The 16,503-nt window shown below is 62.4% G+C and carries 12 protein-coding genes and 2 tRNA genes; 8 read left to right on the forward strand and 6 right to left on the reverse strand.

Annotation, left to right across the window (positions count from 1 at the left end; translation table 11 throughout):
* Positions 1 to 28: 28 nt before the first annotated feature.
* The 7 genes from clpP to HF916_RS37355 all read left to right on the forward strand — a co-directional run bounded on the left by clpP (position 29) and on the right by HF916_RS37355 (position 7,675).
* Positions 29 to 682 carry an ATP-dependent Clp endopeptidase proteolytic subunit ClpP gene (clpP, locus tag HF916_RS37325; RefSeq protein ID WP_007182010.1) on the forward strand — a complete coding sequence of 218 codons (654 nt, stop codon included), beginning with the start codon at positions 29 to 31 and terminating at the stop codon, positions 680 to 682.
* A gap of 183 nt (positions 683 to 865) precedes the next feature.
* Complete coding sequence (gene clpX, locus HF916_RS37330; protein WP_007182009.1) at positions 866 to 2,137, forward strand: ATP-dependent Clp protease ATP-binding subunit ClpX; 1,272 nt, start codon at positions 866 to 868, stop codon at positions 2,135 to 2,137.
* Between the two features lie 202 nt (positions 2,138 to 2,339).
* The gene (gene lon / locus HF916_RS37335; protein ID WP_168793774.1) at positions 2,340 to 4,763 is read left to right on the forward strand and encodes an endopeptidase La; all 2,424 of its coding nucleotides are present in this window, start codon (positions 2,340 to 2,342) and stop codon (positions 4,761 to 4,763) included.
* Between the two features lie 341 nt (positions 4,764 to 5,104).
* The gene (locus HF916_RS37340) at positions 5,105 to 5,377 is read left to right on the forward strand and encodes an HU family DNA-binding protein (RefSeq protein ID WP_012432917.1); all 273 of its coding nucleotides are present in this window, start codon (positions 5,105 to 5,107) and stop codon (positions 5,375 to 5,377) included.
* A gap of 85 nt (positions 5,378 to 5,462) precedes the next feature.
* Positions 5,463 to 5,538: transfer RNA gene (locus HF916_RS37345), tRNA-Val, on the forward strand.
* 36 nt (positions 5,539 to 5,574) lie between these two features.
* A tRNA-Asp gene (locus HF916_RS37350) sits at positions 5,575 to 5,651 on the forward strand.
* 86 nt (positions 5,652 to 5,737) lie between these two features.
* A complete protein-coding gene (locus HF916_RS37355) occupies positions 5,738 to 7,675 on the forward strand; it encodes a SurA N-terminal domain-containing protein (protein WP_168793775.1) in 1,938 nt (645 codons plus the stop codon).
* 95 nt (positions 7,676 to 7,770) lie between these two features.
* Here HF916_RS37355 and HF916_RS37360 read toward each other — a convergent pair whose 3' ends face one another.
* Together HF916_RS37360 and HF916_RS37365 are read right to left on the reverse strand one after the other, a co-directional pair.
* The gene (locus HF916_RS37360) at positions 7,771 to 8,115 is read right to left on the reverse strand and encodes a hypothetical protein (RefSeq protein ID WP_168793776.1); all 345 of its coding nucleotides are present in this window, start codon (positions 8,113 to 8,115) and stop codon (positions 7,771 to 7,773) included.
* Positions 8,116 to 8,233: 118 nt separating this feature from the next.
* Complete coding sequence (locus HF916_RS37365; RefSeq protein WP_206002043.1) at positions 8,234 to 8,908, reverse strand: arylesterase; 675 nt, start codon at positions 8,906 to 8,908, stop codon at positions 8,234 to 8,236.
* A 28-nt stretch (positions 8,909 to 8,936) separates the two neighbouring features.
* Here HF916_RS37365 and HF916_RS37370 point away from each other — a divergent pair, with 28 nt between their 5' ends.
* Complete coding sequence (locus HF916_RS37370) at positions 8,937 to 9,623, forward strand: ABC transporter ATP-binding protein (RefSeq protein ID WP_106307454.1); 687 nt, start codon at positions 8,937 to 8,939, stop codon at positions 9,621 to 9,623.
* Between the two features lie 132 nt (positions 9,624 to 9,755).
* Here HF916_RS37370 and pgi read toward each other — a convergent pair whose 3' ends face one another.
* From pgi to HF916_RS37390, 4 genes are all read right to left on the reverse strand, one after another.
* Positions 9,756 to 11,378 (reverse strand): glucose-6-phosphate isomerase, encoded by a 1,623-nt coding sequence (gene pgi / locus HF916_RS37375; RefSeq protein ID WP_168793778.1) that lies wholly within the window; start codon positions 11,376 to 11,378, stop codon positions 9,756 to 9,758.
* Between the two features lie 234 nt (positions 11,379 to 11,612).
* Positions 11,613 to 13,202, reverse strand: a complete 1,590-nt coding sequence (locus tag HF916_RS37380) for an NAD(P)H-hydrate dehydratase (RefSeq protein WP_168793779.1) — start codon at positions 13,200 to 13,202, stop codon at positions 11,613 to 11,615.
* Between the two features lie 119 nt (positions 13,203 to 13,321).
* The gene (locus HF916_RS37385) at positions 13,322 to 14,620 is read right to left on the reverse strand and encodes an NAD(P)/FAD-dependent oxidoreductase (RefSeq protein ID WP_168793780.1); all 1,299 of its coding nucleotides are present in this window, start codon (positions 14,618 to 14,620) and stop codon (positions 13,322 to 13,324) included.
* 260 nt (positions 14,621 to 14,880) lie between these two features.
* Positions 14,881 to 16,425, reverse strand: coding sequence for a M35 family metallopeptidase (locus HF916_RS37390; RefSeq protein WP_168793781.1), 1,545 nt, complete (start codon positions 16,423 to 16,425; stop codon positions 14,881 to 14,883).
* Positions 16,426 to 16,503 lie beyond the last annotated feature (78 nt).

Here is a 16,503-nt window from a genome sequence, read left to right on the forward strand (position 1 = left end):
TAGAATATTTCAGACAAGGATCCACTGCATGACCTTTCGCGCTCAAATGCTGGACACGTTGACCTCCCAGTCGTCGCGGGATCTCGAAGCGCAGGCGCTCGGACTGGTGCCGATCGTCGTGGAAACGAGCGGCCGGGGCGAGCGTTCGTACGACATCTATTCGCGTCTGCTGAAGGAACGGATCGTGTTCCTGGTCGGCGAAGTGAACGACCAGACGGCCAATCTCGTCGTCGCGCAGATGCTGTTCCTCGAAAGTGAGAACCCGGACAAGGACATCAGTTTCTACATCAACAGCCCGGGCGGTTCGGTTTCGGCGGGTATGGCGATTTATGACACGATGCAGTTCATCAAGCCGGATGTCTCCACGCTGTGCATGGGTCTTGCGGCCAGTATGGGCGCATTCCTGCTGGCGGCCGGCGCGAAAGGCAAGCGTTTTGCTCTGCCGAATTCGCGCGTGATGATTCACCAACCGCTGGGCGGCGCCCGCGGTCAGGCGTCGGACATCGAAATTCAGGCGCGCGAGATCCTGTATTTGAAGGAACGGCTGAATCATCTGCTCGCGCATCACACCGGCCAGCCGGTCGAGCGTATCGCGCGCGACACCGACCGCGACAACTTCATGTCCGGCGACGACGCGCAAGCTTACGGCCTCGTCGACCAGGTGGCGCACAAGCGTCCTTGAGATGGTGCGTTTTTGCCCCGAAATGGGGCAAAAACGTCGCCGGATCGGTTGTGAAATAATCAAACTTCGTCCGAGTGCCTGCGGCAAACGCCGTCACCTTGGCTCAAGCCCGGCCCCGCCCAAACTGCGAGGCCAGGGCAAACGGCGTATCATGTAATCGAGTGTCCGGAGGCTCACACATCTATGGCGGACAAGAAAGGTTCTAACAGCGAAAAGCTGTTGTATTGCTCTTTTTGCGGCAAGAGCCAGCATGAAGTCAAAAAACTGATTGCCGGCCCGTCGGTGTTCATCTGTGATGAATGTATCGACCTGTGCAACGAAATCATCCGTGATGAGGCTGCAGGTGCGGGCATCGAGGCGGGCTTGTCGAAGTCCGATCTGCCGAGTCCGCAGGAAATCCGTGAAATCCTCGACCAGTATGTGATCGGTCAGGAACGCGCGAAGAAAATTCTCGCGGTCGCGGTGTACAACCACTACAAGCGCCTCAAGCATCTCGACAAGAAAGATGAGATCGAGCTGTCCAAGAGCAACATCCTGCTGATCGGCCCGACCGGTTCCGGCAAGACGCTGCTCGCGCAGACGCTCGCGCGCCTCCTGAACGTCCCGTTCGTGATTGCCGATGCAACCACGCTGACGGAAGCCGGCTATGTCGGTGAAGACGTCGAGAACATCATTCAGAAGCTGCTGCAAAACTGCAATTACGAAGTCGACAAGGCCCAGCGCGGCATTGTCTACATCGACGAAATCGACAAGATCAGCCGCAAGTCCGACAACCCGTCGATCACCCGCGATGTTTCGGGCGAAGGCGTGCAACAGGCTTTGCTGAAGCTGGTCGAGGGTACGATGGCGTCGGTGCCGCCGCAGGGCGGCCGTAAGCACCCGAATCAGGACTTCATTCAGGTCGACACCACCAACATTCTGTTCATCTGCGGTGGCGCGTTCGACGGCCTCGAAAAGGTCATCGTCGATCGTACCGAGAAGACCGGCATTGGCTTTGGCGCGAGCGTGAAGAGCAAGCAGGACCGCGACGCCGGCGAAGTGCTGCGCGAAGTGGAACCGGAGGATCTGATCAAGTTCGGTCTCATTCCCGAACTGATCGGCCGTCTGCCGGTGGTGGCTACGCTCGGCAAGCTCGACGAAGTTGCGTTGATGAAAATTCTCGTCGAACCGAAGAATGCGCTGGTGAAGCAGTACCACAAGCTGTTCAACATGGAACGCGTCGAGCTCGAAATTCGCCCGGCCGCATTGCAAGCTGTCGCGCGTAAGGCAATTCGTCGCAAGACGGGCGCGCGTGGTCTGCGCTCCATCCTGGAACAGGCGTTGCTTGATGTGATGTACGACCTACCGCAAATGAAAGGTGTTAGCAAGGTCATCATCGACGACAACGTGATTGACGGCGACGGCAAACCGTTACTGATCTATGAAGACGCGCCCAAAGTGGCGGGTTCGAACTGATCGGCTTTCGGGTTCTGCAAAAAAAGCCGTTCATGGCAACGTGAACGGCTTTTTTCGTTTATCGTGTGGTCAGGTTGGTTGTTTTCACTATGGAGTCACTGAACCTTCGGAGTCACTGAACTTTTCCCACACGCGGAGGCTTGCAATCTTTTCTGCTGGCCTCACCTATCGAACGAACTGATTCCACTCATGGGGAAATGAAATGTCAGGAACCCAACTCCTTCCGCCGGAACGCATTACGCTCCCGCTGCTCCCGCTGCGTGACGTAGTCGTCTTCCCGCACATGGTGATTCCGCTCTTCGTAGGCCGCCCGAAGTCGATCAAGGCTCTCGAAGCAGCGATGGAAGGCGGCAAGCACATCATGCTCGTCGCCCAGAAAACGGCTGCGAAAGATGAGCCGACCGAAAAGGACATGTACGAAGTAGGGTGTGTCGCCAACATCCTGCAAATGCTGAAGCTGCCCGATGGCACCGTGAAGGTGCTCGTCGAAGGGTTGCAGCGCGCGAAAACGCTTTCCATCGAAGAACAGGAAACGCAGTTCTCGTGCGAAGTCATGCCGCTTGAACCCGACCACGCCGACAGCGCTGAAACTGAAGCGCTGCGCCGCGCGATCGTGTCGCAGTTCGACCAGTATGTGAAGCTGAACAAGAAGATTCCGCCGGAGATCCTGACGTCGCTGTCGGGTATCGACGAAGCGGGTCGTCTGGCCGACACGATCGCGGCGCATCTGCCGCTCAAGCTCGACCAGAAGCAGCACATCCTCGAAATGTTCCCGGTGATCGAGCGACTCGAGCATCTGCTCGCGCAACTCGAAGCCGAGATCGACATCCTGCAGGTCGAAAAGCGCATCCGTGGGCGTGTGAAGCGCCAGATGGAGAAGAGCCAGCGCGAGTACTACCTGAACGAACAGGTCAAGGCGATCCAGAAGGAACTCGGCGAAGGCGAAGAAGGTGCGGACCTCGAAGAACTCGAGAAGCGCATCACGGCAGCCCGCATGCCGAAGGAAGCCAAGAAGAAGGCAGACGCCGAGTTGAAGAAGCTCAAGCTGATGTCGCCGATGTCGGCTGAAGCGACGGTCGTGCGCAACTACATCGATACGCTGATCGGCTTGCCGTGGCGCAAGAAGAGCAAGGTCAACAACGACCTCTCGAATGCGGAACGCGTGCTCGACGAAGACCACTTCGGTCTCGAGAAAGTGAAGGAACGCATTCTCGAGTATCTCGCGGTCCAGCAACGTGTCGACAAGGTCAAAGCGCCGATTCTGTGCCTCGTTGGGCCTCCGGGTGTCGGTAAGACGTCGCTGGGTCAGTCGATCGCTCGCGCCACGAACCGCAAGTTCGTGCGTATGGCGCTGGGCGGCGTGCGCGACGAAGCCGAGATTCGCGGTCACCGTCGTACGTATATCGGTTCGATGCCCGGCAAGATTCTGCAAAGCCTGACCAAGGTCGGCGTGCGCAATCCTCTCTTCCTGCTCGACGAAGTCGACAAGATGGGTCAGGATTTCCGCGGCGATCCGTCGTCGGCTCTGCTGGAAGTGCTTGATCCGGAACAGAACCATACGTTCGCCGATCACTATGTCGAAGTCGACTTCGATCTGTCGGACGTGATGTTCGTCGCGACGTCGAACTCGCTGAACATTCCGCCGCCGTTGCTCGACCGGATGGAAGTGATCCGTCTGTCGGGCTACACGGAAGACGAGAAGGTCAGCATCGCGCAACGTTATCTTTTGCCCAAGCAGAAGAAGAACAACGGCCTCAAGGATGGCGAAGTCGATGTGGCGGAAATCGCGATTCGCGACATCATTCGTTACTACACGCGTGAAGCGGGTGTGCGTTCGCTCGAGCGTGAAATTTCGAAGATCTGCCGCAAAGTCGTGAAGATGCTTTTGCTGAAGAAGGCGGAAGGCGCGGTAAGGGTCGACGGCAAGAATATCGACACCTTCCTCGGCGTGCGCAAGTACGACTTCGGTCTGGCCGCGAAGGAAAATCAGGTTGGCCAGGTCACGGGTCTCGCGTGGACGGAAGTGGGCGGCGATCTGCTGACCATCGAAGCCGCGGTGATGCCGGGCAAGGGCAACGTGATCCGCACGGGTTCGCTCGGCGACGTGATGAAGGAGTCGGTCGAGGCAGCACGCTCGGTGGTTCGCTCGCGTTCGCGCCGTCTCGGTATTAAGGATGAAGCGTTCGAGAAGCAGGACATTCACATCCACGTGCCGGAAGGCGCGACGCCGAAAGACGGTCCGTCGGCCGGTGTCGCGATGACGACCGCGCTGGTGTCGGTACTGACCGGAATTCCGGTGCGCGCCGATGTCGCGATGACGGGCGAAATCACGTTGCGTGGTGAAGTTCTGCCGATCGGTGGCTTGAAGGAAAAACTGCTGGCGGCGCATCGCGGCGGTATCAAGCTGGTGCTGATTCCGGAAGAAAACGTCAAGGACTTGACGGAGATTCCGGACAACGTGAAGAACGCGATCGAGATCGTGCCGGTCCGCTGGATCGACAAGGTGCTCGAACTGGCGCTCGAACGTGTGCCGGCGGCGTTGCAGGAAGAAGAGCCGAAGCCTGCTGCGCCGGTCGCAGCGGAGCCGGGCAAAGACGCCGCAGCAACGGAAGTCGTGAAGCACTAAGACAGTCAGCAACGAAGCTGTTTGCTTGAAGAAAACCCGCGGTCACGGCCGCGGGTTTTTTATTGCGTATGCGATTTCCATCAAGCGTCTGGCGACGCGCGTTTTCCCACCTTTTGAGCAAAGCGGCGTGCGCCTGCGGACTGGTTGTGCGTGCATCCATTCGCGGCAACGTTTTGTTATAGGAAGCCCCCTCCAAAACCTCCTAAATCAGGCTCAACCCCGCTTGACACAAGGGTTTCGGCCAATTCTAATGATTGCGCCCGGCGTTGCCCGCCGGCCGCGTGATGCCAGGCGCTAATAAAGCGCCGTCACGATTGCCATAAACATTCTCGGGGGTTGGGATGAACAAGACGGAATTGATCGATCACGTTGCGCAGCAAGCCGACATTTCGAAGGCAGCGGCAGGCCGTGCACTCGACGCTGTGATCGATGGTGTCAAAGGGACGTTGAAGAAGGGCGGTTCGGTGACGTTGGTCGGTTTCGGCACGTTCGCAGTCGGCAAGCGCACCGCGCGCACCGGGCGCAATCCGCGCACTGGCGCTGCCATCAAAATCAAGGCGGCGAAGGTTCCTAAATTTAGGCCTGGCAAAGCTCTGAAGGATGCGCTAAACTAATTGGCTCGCTGCTTGAGGGACGTCAGTTGACGAAAATCAGGCGGCAGGTTGAAAGAAGCAGGAAAGAAGCACTGAATCGTGAAACGGGTGCTTAGCTCAGTTGGTAGAGCGGCGCCCTTACAAGGCGTAGGTCGGGAGTTCGAGCCTCTCAGCACCCACCAGTTTCAGATTCCTTCAAGTGTTTCAGCGCAACATAAGGAGTGGTAGTTCAGTCGGTTAGAATACCGGCCTGTCACGCCGGGGGTCGCGGGTTCGAGTCCCGTCCACTCCGCCAGTATCCTCGAAAGGCGAACTCCGGTTCGCCTTTTTTATTGCCCGCTGTTGTAAGATCGGGCGTTCTGTTTTTGGCACTCCTCACGCATGCTCGATTTTTTCCGCAATCACAAACGCCTGATGATGTTCATGCTCATCCTCGTCATTGTGCCGGGGTTGGGTTTTGTGGGTATTCAGGGCTTTCGCGGCTTCTTTGACGAAAGCGCAAACGTCGCGAGCGTCAACGGTCACAAGATCACGCGCGCTGAATACGACAACGCGATGCGTCAGCAACTCGACCGCGCCCGTCAAATGCTCGGCGCGCAGTTCGACATGAAGTCGTTCGACACGCCGGCGCGCCGCGCTCAGATGCTCGACGGTCTGATCGAGCAACGCGTACTGGCCGATGAAACACAGCGCCTGCATCTGACCGCGTCGGACGACGCTGTGCGCCGTGTGCTGATGAACGATCCGGTGATCTCGTCGCTGAAGAATCCTGACGGCACGATCGACGTCGACCGCTACAAGCAGTTGCTCGCCATGCAGGGCATGACGCCCGACCAGTACGACGAACGCGTGCGCTACAGCATCGCCACGCAGCAGTTGCCGGCCAGCATTCAAGGCAGCGCCTTCACGTCGAAAACGCTTGCACAGCATCTGACCGAACTCGCGGAACAACAGCGCGAAGTGCAGGGCATCGCGTTCCATCCGCGCGACTACGCCGCGAAGGTGCAGCCCACCGACGCGCAACTGCAAGCTTATTACGACGCGCATCGCAACGAATTCGCCACGCCGGCTACGGCCACGATCCAGTATCTCGTCATGTCGCCGGCAACGCTCGCCGCATCCGCGCTGCCGAGCGACGCCGATCTGAAGAAGTACTACGACGACAACATCGCGCACTATCGGACTGACGGTCAGGTGCGTGCGAGCCACATCCTGATCGCGGCGCCGAAAGACGCGAGTGCGGCCGACAAGGCCAAGGCCAAGCAGAAGGCCGAAGAGTTGCTCGCGCAGATCAAGGCGCATCCGGACCAGTTCGCGCAGATCGCGCAGCAGAATTCGCAGGACCCGGGTTCGGCGTCGAAGGGCGGCGATCTGGGTTACTTCGGCCCCGGCATGATCGCGGGCGGCCAGGCGTTCGACGACGCCGTGTTCGCGCTGAAGAAAGACGAAGTCAGCGGCATCGTGCAGACCGACTTCGGTTATCACATCGTCAAGGTGACGGACGTGAAGCCGGCGGTCACGAAGCCGTTCGACGAAGTGAAAGATCAGATCTCGAAAGACTTGAAGACGCAGTTGGCCAGCAAGGCATTCACCGACGATTCGGAAGGCTTCACGTCGATCGTCTATGAAAAAGCGAAGAGCCTTCAGCCGGCCGCCGACAAGTACAAGCTGCAAGTGCAGACCGCCACGGTTACGCCGCAGCCGGATCCGAAGCTCGCGCCTGACAGCCCGCTGAACAACGCGAAGTTCCTCGCCGCGGTGTTCGCGAACGACGCCACGACGGCACGCAACAACACGCAAGCCATCGACGCCGGCGCCAACACGTTGATCGCGGCGCGCGTGACCGACTACAAGGCCGCGGCGGTGCCGGCGCTCGACGCCGTCAAGGACGCCGTGCGTCAGAAGGTGATCGCGGTTCAGTCGAACGAGACGGCACACAAGGACGGCGTGGCCAAACTGGCCGAGTTCGAAAAGTCAAAGGCGACCACCGGCTTCTCGTCGCCGCTGAAGGTGTCGCGCAACGACGCGCAAGGCGTGCCGCCGGCTGCATTGAGTGCAATCTACAAAGCGGATGCGCAAAAATTGCCGGCTTACGTCGGTGTGGATCTTGGCGACGACGGCTATGCGATCTATCGCGTGAACGCGGTGGTGGCGGGTACGACGGTCGATCCGCAGCGTCTGGCTGCAGCGCAGCAACAGATCGCGCAGGTCGATGCGCAGTCCGAAGCAGAGGCCTATGTCGAAGCGCTGCGCGCGCGTTCGAAGGTGAAATTCTACGGCTCGCTCGACAGCAGCAATGCCCAGGCGAGCGGCGAGTAAGACCGCCCCAGACGCAAAAAAGCCCCGCATTTGCGGGGCTTTTCATTTGACGAGTGCAAACTCGTCAAACGGTTTGCTGCGGCACGTTGCGAGCGTTACAGGCAGCCGCTGATTGCACTCGTGGCGTCGCTGCCCGCAGCAGCGCCACCGGCGCGGAAGCCGACCCACGTACCCTTGCCGGAGTACGACGGACGTACGACAGCGGCGGCGCCATTAGGCGGCTGCTGACCCGGAACATAGACATCCATGGCTTGATCGTTAGCCAGCGTGTCTTGCGAGACTACTTGTTGCTGCGAGTTGTCGGCCCACTTCTGCGCGATGCAGGTAGCGACACCCTTCGGCGGCTGTTGGCTTTCGCCGACGGATTGAACGCCAGCGGGCGGTTGAGCGGCGCAGGCGGAAATTGCCACGGTCAAAGCGATTAACGGTAAATATTTCACGTTATCTCCTCTAAAGTCGCTCAAAATCGAGCCGGGTTACACGGGATTACGAAAGTGTCAGAGAGAACTTACCGATCCGCGTTCCCGAAGTTCTGGAAACAAGTTGTTAGCAGGCTTTTCAGTGCGGCGAACTTGTGTGAAGGAGTGGCTTGACTGCGGGCCACACGTTGTTAAGTAGCACTGGCTGTGCCTGCTGGGTGGGATGAATCTGATCGGCCTGGAACATGTCCGGTTTGTCGGCGATGCCGGCGAGCAGAAACGGCACGAGCGGCACACGCAGTTGCTTCGACAGATCGCCGTACAAACCGTGGAACTTTTGCGTGTAGTCCGGGCCGTAATTAGGCGGCACATACATGCCCACCAGTACGACCTTCGCGTGACCTTGCTGTGCCTGCTCGATGATCGTGCGCAGGTTGTCTTCGGTGGTGGAGAGCGGCACGCCGCGCAATGCGTCGTTGGCGCCGAGTTCAACGATCACGATGCTCGGCTTCAGGCGTTGCATGAGCGCCGGCAAGCGGGCTCGTCCGCCGCTCGTGGTGTCGCCGCTAATGCTCGCATTGGCGACGCTATAATCGATTCGCTCGTCGGTGAGGCGCTGGCGCATCAACGCAACCCAGCCCGTGTCGCGGGGCAGGCCGTATTCGGCGGAGATGCTGTCGCCGAGCACGACGATCACCGGCTTGGCCGGTTCGGGCGCGTTGGCGGCCCGGGCCGCGAGGCTCACTGAAAACAGGGTGGCGGCCACGACGGCAAAGCCGCATGCCGTTGTCAGCCCCGTGGCGCGAGACGTCATGGCATGCACTTTCAACCTACGCTTCACCATGCTAAACAAAACTGATCCAGTCATTGAAGTGCGGGGTTTGTGCAAGAAGGTTAAGGATGCAACGGGCGAACTGACGATTCTCGACGACATCGATCTTGCTATCGATGCCGGCAGCAGTGTGGCGATCGTCGGTGCATCCGGGTCGGGCAAGTCTACGCTGCTCGGCTTGCTTGCAGGATTGGACAGCGCGAGCTCGGGCTCGGTTCGGTTGCTCGGCCGCGAACTTGGCGAACTGAACGAAGACGAGCGCGCCGCATTGCGCAGCGGCTCGGTCGGCTTCGTGTTCCAGTCGTTTCAACTGATGCCGCATTTGACGGCGCTCGAGAACGTCACCTTGCCGCTGGAACTGCAAGGCGGCATCGGCACCCGCGAGGCCGCAACGCGTGCGCGCGGTTTGCTGGAGCAGGTGGGTCTCGGCAAGCGCACCAGTCACTATCCGAAACTGCTCTCGGGCGGTGAGCAGCAACGCGTGGCGCTCGCGCGCGCGTTCGTCACACATCCGGCGATCCTGTTCGCCGACGAGCCGACCGGCAGTCTCGATGCTGCCACCGGTCACGCGGTGATCGATCTGATGTTCGAGATGAACCGCGCGAACGGCGCTACGTTGATTCTCGTCACGCATGACATCGAGCTGGCGCGCCGTTGCGATACGACGGTGACGATCGAGGCGGGACGTCTCGCCTGACCGAGCGTCGGTACAAAAGCAAAGCGGGCCGCGAGGGCCCGCTTTTTTCCTTTCGGCTCACCTCGCCAGCAGGCGAATGCGCCAATCACGTCAGCGTAACTTCAGCGGCGCGAACCACCGCGCCGCTCACCATCACTTCTTCAACGCCGCACGCGCCCGCGCGATCAATGCGGACGTCGACGAATCATGCTTCTTCACATCAGCACTCGGCGCCGTCAGATCGGCTTCGACCACCTTGCCGAGGATCTTGCCCAACTCCACGCCCCACTGATCGAAGGAGTTGATGTTCCACACCGTCCCCTGCACCAGCACCTTGTGCTCGTACAACGCGATCAACGCGCCGAGCGAACGAGCGGTAAGCGCGTCGACCAGCAGCGTGCTAGTCGGACGGTTGCCCGGAAACACCAGATGCGGTGCGAGTTCGGGCTTGTCCGCGCCGGCCACTTTCTTTGCTTCTTCGAGCGTGCGGCCGACCATCAGCGCTTCGCTTTGCGCAAAGCAATTAGCAAGCAGCTTCGGATGATGGCTGACGAGCGGATGCTCCGGCGTCAACACGGCGATGAAGTCGATCGGCACGATCGTCGGTCCCTGATGCAGCATCTGGAAGAATGCGTGCTGACCGTTCGTGCCCGGTTCGCCCCACGTCACCGCGGCGGTCGGGTAGTCGACCATCGCGCCGTCCAGACGCGCCGACTTGCCGTTGCTCTCCATTTCGAGCTGTTGCAGATACGAAGGCAGGAAATGCAGCGCTTGCGAATACGGCGCGACCAGGTAGCTTTGTGAGCCGAAGAAGTTGCGATACCAGATGCCGATCATGCCGAGCAGCACCGGCAGATTCTTCTCGAGCGGCGCGTCGCGGAAATGCTGGTCCATCTCGTTGGCGCCGGCAAGCAGTTCGTCGAACTGCTGCGGTCCGATCGCGATCATGATCGACAGACCCACGGCCGACCACAACGAATAGCGTCCGCCGACCCAGTCCCACATCTCGAAGACGTTCTCTTTCGCGATGCCGAACTTGACCACTTCCGAAGGATTGGCCGACACGCCGACGAAGTGCTTCGCCAGCGCATTTTCCGGGCAGCCTTTCTCGATGAACCAGTCGCGCAGCGAGCGCGCATTGGTCATGGTTTCGAGCGTGGTGAAAGTCTTGGAGACGATGATCGCGAGCGTCTCTTCGGGATCGATCTGCTGCATCACGTTGTACAGATCGGCACCGTCGACGTTCGACACGAAGTGCGTGGTGATCTCCGGCGTGGCCAGATGATGCAGCGCGTGCACGACCATCTTCGGCCCGAGATCCGAGCCACCGATGCCGATGTTCACGACATAGCGGATCCGCTTGCCGGTATAGCCTTTCCACTCGCCGCTGCGCACCTGGTCGGCGAACGCGGCCATCTTGGCGCGCTCGGCTTGCACTTGCGCGTAGAACGGCGCTTTCGGATCGGTGGCGCGCAAGGCGGTGTGCAGTACGGCGCGGCCTTCCGTCGGATTGACGATCTCACCCGCGAACATGGCGTCGCGGCGTTTCTCGACGCCGGCTTCGCGCGCGACTTGCACGAGCAGTTTCAGCGTTTCTTCGGTGATGCGGTTCTTCGAGAAATCGGCCGCGAGACCGCCGCCCGCGAACGCAAAGCGCTCAGCACGGGTAGGGGCGGGATCGTTCTCGGGGGCGAACCAGTCGCGCATGTGCGCATCGCGAATCTTTTCGTAATGCGTTTGCAGCGAGGACCAGGAGGGGAGCGAGTTCTGGGTCATAGCGTCCGTCTAACCAAGTGGCACGAAGAAAGGCGCGCGCGTGAAGCGCTGCCGAGGATGATGCAACGATGCTGTTAGAGCGATGCCGCGCGGCCGGGTTCGCCGTGGGCGGCGGTGAAAATTCGCCGTCACCCGTAGTGGCTCCGACGCGCGGCGCAGTCAGTCAGTATAACGGCGTTGCGTGACAGACGGCAGCGGTTTGGGCGGTCCATCCATAGGTTGGGACGGACAGCTTCAGCACTCCGTCGCCGGATAGAACAACCGGTTGAGCAAGGTCCGCACCATCGGCGCCAGTTCGCCCGCGGTCAGGCCGGCGGGACCGTGGCCTTGCGCGCTCAGCGTATCGGCGGCGAGGCCGTGCAGATAGACGCCCGCGAGCGCCGCTTCGTAGCGCGGCAGATGCTGCGCGAGCAGCGCGCCGATGATGCCGCCGAGCACGTCGCCGGTGCCGCCCGTCGCAAGCGCGGCGTTGCCGGTCGGATTGATCGCGAGGCGGCCATCCGGAGCCGCGACGACGGTGCCGGTGCCTTTCAGCACCACCACGGCGGCGTAGCGCGCGGCGAGCGAGCGCGCCGCGGTGAGGCGGTCGCGCTGCACGCCCGGCGCGTCGGTGCCGAGCAGGCGCGCGGCTTCGAGCGGGTGCGGCGTGAGGATGCACGGATCGCCTTGCACGCCGCGCGCGGTGACTTCGGCGGCGAGCGCGGGGTCCTTCGAGATCAGGTTCAGCGCGTCCGCGTCGAACAGCTTGGGCACGTCGAGTTGCAGCACGTCGTGCATCACGCGCGTGGCGCGTTCGCGATGACCCATGCCGCAGCCGACGGCGAGCGCGTCCATCTGGTCGAGCGGCAGATCGTCGATGGCATGCAGCATGAGCTCGGGGTGCGGCGGATCGTAGGGCGGGGCGCCTTCGCCCAGCAACGCGACGTGCACCTTGCCCGCGCCGGCGTACAGCGCCGCGCGCGAGGCGAGGATCGGCGCGCCGCACATGCCGGTGTCGCCGCCGACCACGGCGAGGCTGCCGAAGCTGCCCTTGTTAGTCGCGAAATCGCGCGGCGGCAAAAAGGCGCCGAAGAGTTGGGGCGCGTTCAGTTGCACGGCTGTGCGGCCGCTCGTGTCGACGCCGATCGGCGCGACCGTGACGGCGCCGGCGAGATCGCGCCCTTGCGCGGTGAAGAGCCCGGGTTTGGCGCCGATGAAAGTGATCGTGTGGGTGGCATGGACGGCGGCGCCGTCGCCATTGCCCACGACCGTGCCGGTGTCACTGTCGAGGCCGCTCGGCACGTCGAGCGCCAGCACGCCGCCTTTGCGCGGCCGCGCTTTGGCCCGTTGCGAAAGCTGCCGGGCGACGGTCGCGAACACGCCTTCGAGTGGACGCGTCAGGCCGATGCCGAACATGCCGTCCACCAGCCACCTGTAGCCGTCCAGCGACGCGGGCGGCGTGGTGGTGATCGCGACGCCGGCCGCGCGGGCCGTGTCGAGCGCCCAGCGCGCGTCTTCCGGTTTCACCTCGACCGGCATGCACAGCTCGACGGCAATACCGGCTTCGTGCAGTTCCGTCGCGAGGATCAGCGCGTCGCCGCCGTTGTTGCCCGGCCCGGCGATGAGCCACACCTTCTGCCTGGATTTCTCAATCGACGTATCGCGCGTGATCTGCTCCCGCAGGAAGCTCGCGGCGGATTTTCCGGCGCGCGACATCAGCGTGTGTTTCGGCAAGGCGGCCGCCGCCTGGGATTCGGCGATCCGCAGGTCGGTGAGCGTCAGGAGCGGCAGCGCCCGGTTGTGCGGGCTGATGAGCGTCGGCGGCGTGTGGTCGGCTTCTGGCATGGCGAGGCTTGGCGGTTCGCCCGGTGGCAGGCGAAAAAGCTTGGGGAATCGCTATGGTAGTGCCGATGAGCGCCCGGCGGGCACCTCTTGCGGCCCGTTCGTACACGGGCCGGCGAGATTTACCTGAACCGATCCGGACGTAGGGCGGCCAGTGTGTCCACGGGGACGTCCGGCGTGCCGCCCGAAATCAGGTCGGCCACCAGTTTGCCCGACCCGCAGGCGAGACCCCAGCCGGCCGGGCCGTGGCCCACATTGACGAAAAGACGCGGATGCAGCGCGTTGCCGATCACCGGCAAGCCGTCCGGCGACAGCAGTTTGACGCCTTCCCACGGCAAAGCCACCGAGATTCGCGCGGCGCCCGGGATCCAGTCGTGCGTGGCCTGGCCGAGCAGGGCGAGGGCTTCTTTTGTCACCGCTTCGCCCAACGGCTTGTCGATCTGGCCGGCGCTTTGCAACACCGCGCCGCCCGCAATCCGCAAGCGATGGTTCATGCGGCTGATCGCGATCCGCTTCACCGCGTCCACGATGGCGACGTGCGGCGCGCATTCCTCATGCGCGATCGGTGCGACCAGCGTGTGCAGGCGCAGCGGATGCAGCGGCAGCCGCAAGCCGAGTCGGTCGAGCAGCGGCAGGCTGCCATGGCCGGCCGCCACGACCACCGCGTCGGCGTGGATCACATCCACTTCGCGCGAACGGGAGGTCGCGCCCGGCTGCGGCGCCAGTTCCACCGAGGCGCGCTGGCCTTCCAGGCGGATCGACGAGACTTCGCAGCCCAGCATGAATTGCACGCCGCCTTGCGTATCCAGCGTCTGCTTGATCAGCTTGGTGAACAGCGGGGCATTGGCCGTGCGCTCCTGGTCGAACAGCACGCCGCCCGCGAATTCCGGCTCGGTACGCACAGAGTGCTCGAACGCGGCGCATTGTTCGGGTGTCAGTTCGTGGTGCGGCACTTCGAAAAGCTGGAGCAGGCTGCGCGCGGGCCGCATCTGCTGCCACTCCTGTTCGGAGCGCACCAGATAGAGCAGGCCGCTGGTCTGTTCGAACTCGAGGCCGAAGCGCGCCTCCATGTCCGCCATGGTGTCGCGCGACAGCTCGATCAGCGGCCGCAGCAGTCCGTATTGATGGCCGAACGCGTTGGGTTCCTGCAACTCGGCCAGTTGCTTGACGAACTGGCGCGCCGATCCGTTGAAGCCGGACTTGTTGACGACGCCGTTTTTGGCGTTTTGACGGCTGGCCATGAAAGTCGGGCCGAACCAGACGTCGAGCGGGGTCGGCAGGACGGTGCCGCCGTGTCCATAGGTTGCGCCTTGCGCGACCGTGGCGTGGCGCTCGACGACGCAGACCCGGTGGCCGGCCGCGCGCAGTTGATAAGCGGTGGCGACGCCCGCAATCCCGCCGCCGATGACGATGACATCCATGTTCTGATTCGATTTGCCGACGGGACGCCGAAGCGGCGCATTCCCGTTGAGCGTGACATGCGGCGCGAGCGGCCTCTCAGGCCGCTCGCGCCGATCTGGTGAAAGGGCGAATGATAGCAGTCAAACCGGCCCGCCTGCCACGCGCGGCGTGGGACCCGGCCGCGGCGGGCGGATCTCGAGGGGACGGGAGCGCACGGGTTGCGGCGTCGTCCTTCGTGGTCCGTCGTGGCCGCGGCGAATACCGGTGCCGCTCACGAGGCTCATGCCGTCTCCTGCGCGCGAATGAACATGCCGTAGTTTTCGGCGTTGTCGGTGGCCACGTCGCTGTTCCGTGCCGCGAGGCTGGAGACGGCGTCAGGGCCATACAGGTGGTCCTTCGTGTTGCCGATGTACGGGAAATGGCTCAACTCATGGGCGATCGTCGCTTCCGGGGTGTTGTTGCCGAACGCGTGATCGAAGAAGTGTGGCTTCAGGTCGATCTCATGAGGCGAATTGAATTGCACGTGCGCCAGTTCCCAGTTGTCTTGCGGCGCACCGAGAACGAAGGTGAACTGGTCGTGCGATATGGCGTGCTGCATGTGGGTGAGAACCTGTTCGACTTTCTGCACATTCCGCTGAGTCGGGCTGCCGAACCAGCGCGAAAAGTTTTCGTCCGGATGACCGGATTTGAGCTTGTCGAGCGCGCTGTCGATCATGCGCTTCACGTGTTGATAGGCGCGGGTCACTATCCCGCGTTGCTCCGACGTGAGCCCGATCAGCGCCGGGGTACGCGCGGAGCCGGGGGAGGGTTGATCGTAGTCGGTATAGCCGGTGTTGTTGTCGGGCGCCTGGATGTCGCCACCGCCGTCGCCGATGGGTGCGGAGGGTTGACCGCCGTCGCCACCTGTGGGCGCGGAGGGAAGGCCGCCACCGTCGCCAGTGGGCTCGGCAGGCTGCCCACCATCCCCGCCGCCGACAGGTTCCGACGGCTCGCCGTTGCCGGCGCCATTGCCCGGGAGCGGCGATGACGCCGGAGGGTCGCCGACCACGGGTCGAGGCATCGGGCGTCCGTTGTGGGCTGCGGCGCCGGGCGTGAGATCGTCGGGGTCCATCGAAGGAGGTATGTTGTTGGCCTTTTCGTGCCAGACGATGTGTTTGTGCTTGCCGTTGGCGTCCCAGACGTCACGGATGTGGTTGCCGTTCGCGTCCCACGCGTCGCGTATGTGGTTGCCGCTCAAATCCCATCGGTCGCGAACGTGTTTTCCGCTTTCGTTTGAACTCTCGTGGATGTATTCGCCGTCCGCGTCCCACGTGTCGTGAATACGGTCGCCGTTGGCGTCCACGGTGTCGCGAGTGTGCTTGCCGTCCGCGTCCCACGTGTCGTGAATACGGGCCCCGTTGGCGTCCAAGGTGTCGCGAGTGTGCTTGCCGTCCGTGTCCCACGTGTCGTGAATACGCGTACCGTTGGCGTCCACGCTGTCGCGAGTGTGCCGCCCATCCGGGTCCCATGTGTCGCGAACCGGATTGCATTTGCCGTCCTTGCTGTCCTGGACCCGCTCACCCGAATCGTCCAGCCTATCCGGCGCCGCTTTGCCGCCGATGCGCTCAAGCGGCTGAACTCCGCCTCCAGCCCTCGGCGCCCGGCCGTCCGGCTCGCCGTGTGGGAGCCAGGCCGCCGCATTGCCAATCAGCGCGCGCGGCGTCTCGTCCGGCGAGTGGATGCGAGGCGTCGTCTGCGCGAGTGCGTCGGCCATGTCCGGCGGCGGCTGCATCAAAGCCAGCGGATACGAAGTCTGATCGGTACTGCCACAGCAGTTGATGTTCATGGCATGCCTGTTCGAAAGGGTTTGCGGTTCGCGTTGCGGGCGTATTCGCGCAGCGCGGGGTGCCACCGCGTTGCGCCG

The organism is Paraburkholderia aromaticivorans (assembly GCF_012689525.1).
GTDB lineage: Bacteria > Pseudomonadota > Gammaproteobacteria > Burkholderiales > Burkholderiaceae > Paraburkholderia > Paraburkholderia aromaticivorans_A.

Excerpts from the sequence above, each read along its gene's own strand:
- HF916_RS37385 (WP_168793780.1), bottom strand. The coding sequence starts at position 14,620 with ATGGATGTCATCGTCATCGGCGGCGGGATTGCGGGCGTCGCCACCGCT.
- HF916_RS37370 (WP_106307454.1), top strand. The coding sequence starts at position 8,937 with ATGCTAAACAAAACTGATCCAGTCATTGAAGTGCGGGGTTTGTGCAAG.
- clpX (WP_007182009.1), top strand. The coding sequence starts at position 866 with ATGGCGGACAAGAAAGGTTCTAACAGCGAAAAGCTGTTGTATTGCTCT.
- HF916_RS37390 (WP_168793781.1), bottom strand. The coding sequence starts at position 16,425 with ATGAACATCAACTGCTGTGGCAGTACCGATCAGACTTCGTATCCGCTG.
- HF916_RS37380 (WP_168793779.1), bottom strand. The coding sequence starts at position 13,202 with ATGCCAGAAGCCGACCACACGCCGCCGACGCTCATCAGCCCGCACAAC.
- HF916_RS37355 (WP_168793775.1), top strand. The coding sequence starts at position 5,738 with ATGCTCGATTTTTTCCGCAATCACAAACGCCTGATGATGTTCATGCTC.
- HF916_RS37340 (WP_012432917.1), top strand. The coding sequence starts at position 5,105 with ATGAACAAGACGGAATTGATCGATCACGTTGCGCAGCAAGCCGACATT.
- pgi (WP_168793778.1), bottom strand. The coding sequence starts at position 11,378 with ATGACCCAGAACTCGCTCCCCTCCTGGTCCTCGCTGCAAACGCATTAC.
- lon (WP_168793774.1), top strand. The coding sequence starts at position 2,340 with ATGTCAGGAACCCAACTCCTTCCGCCGGAACGCATTACGCTCCCGCTG.
- clpP (WP_007182010.1), top strand. The coding sequence starts at position 29 with ATGACCTTTCGCGCTCAAATGCTGGACACGTTGACCTCCCAGTCGTCG.
- HF916_RS37365 (WP_206002043.1), bottom strand. The coding sequence starts at position 8,908 with ATGACGTCTCGCGCCACGGGGCTGACAACGGCATGCGGCTTTGCCGTC.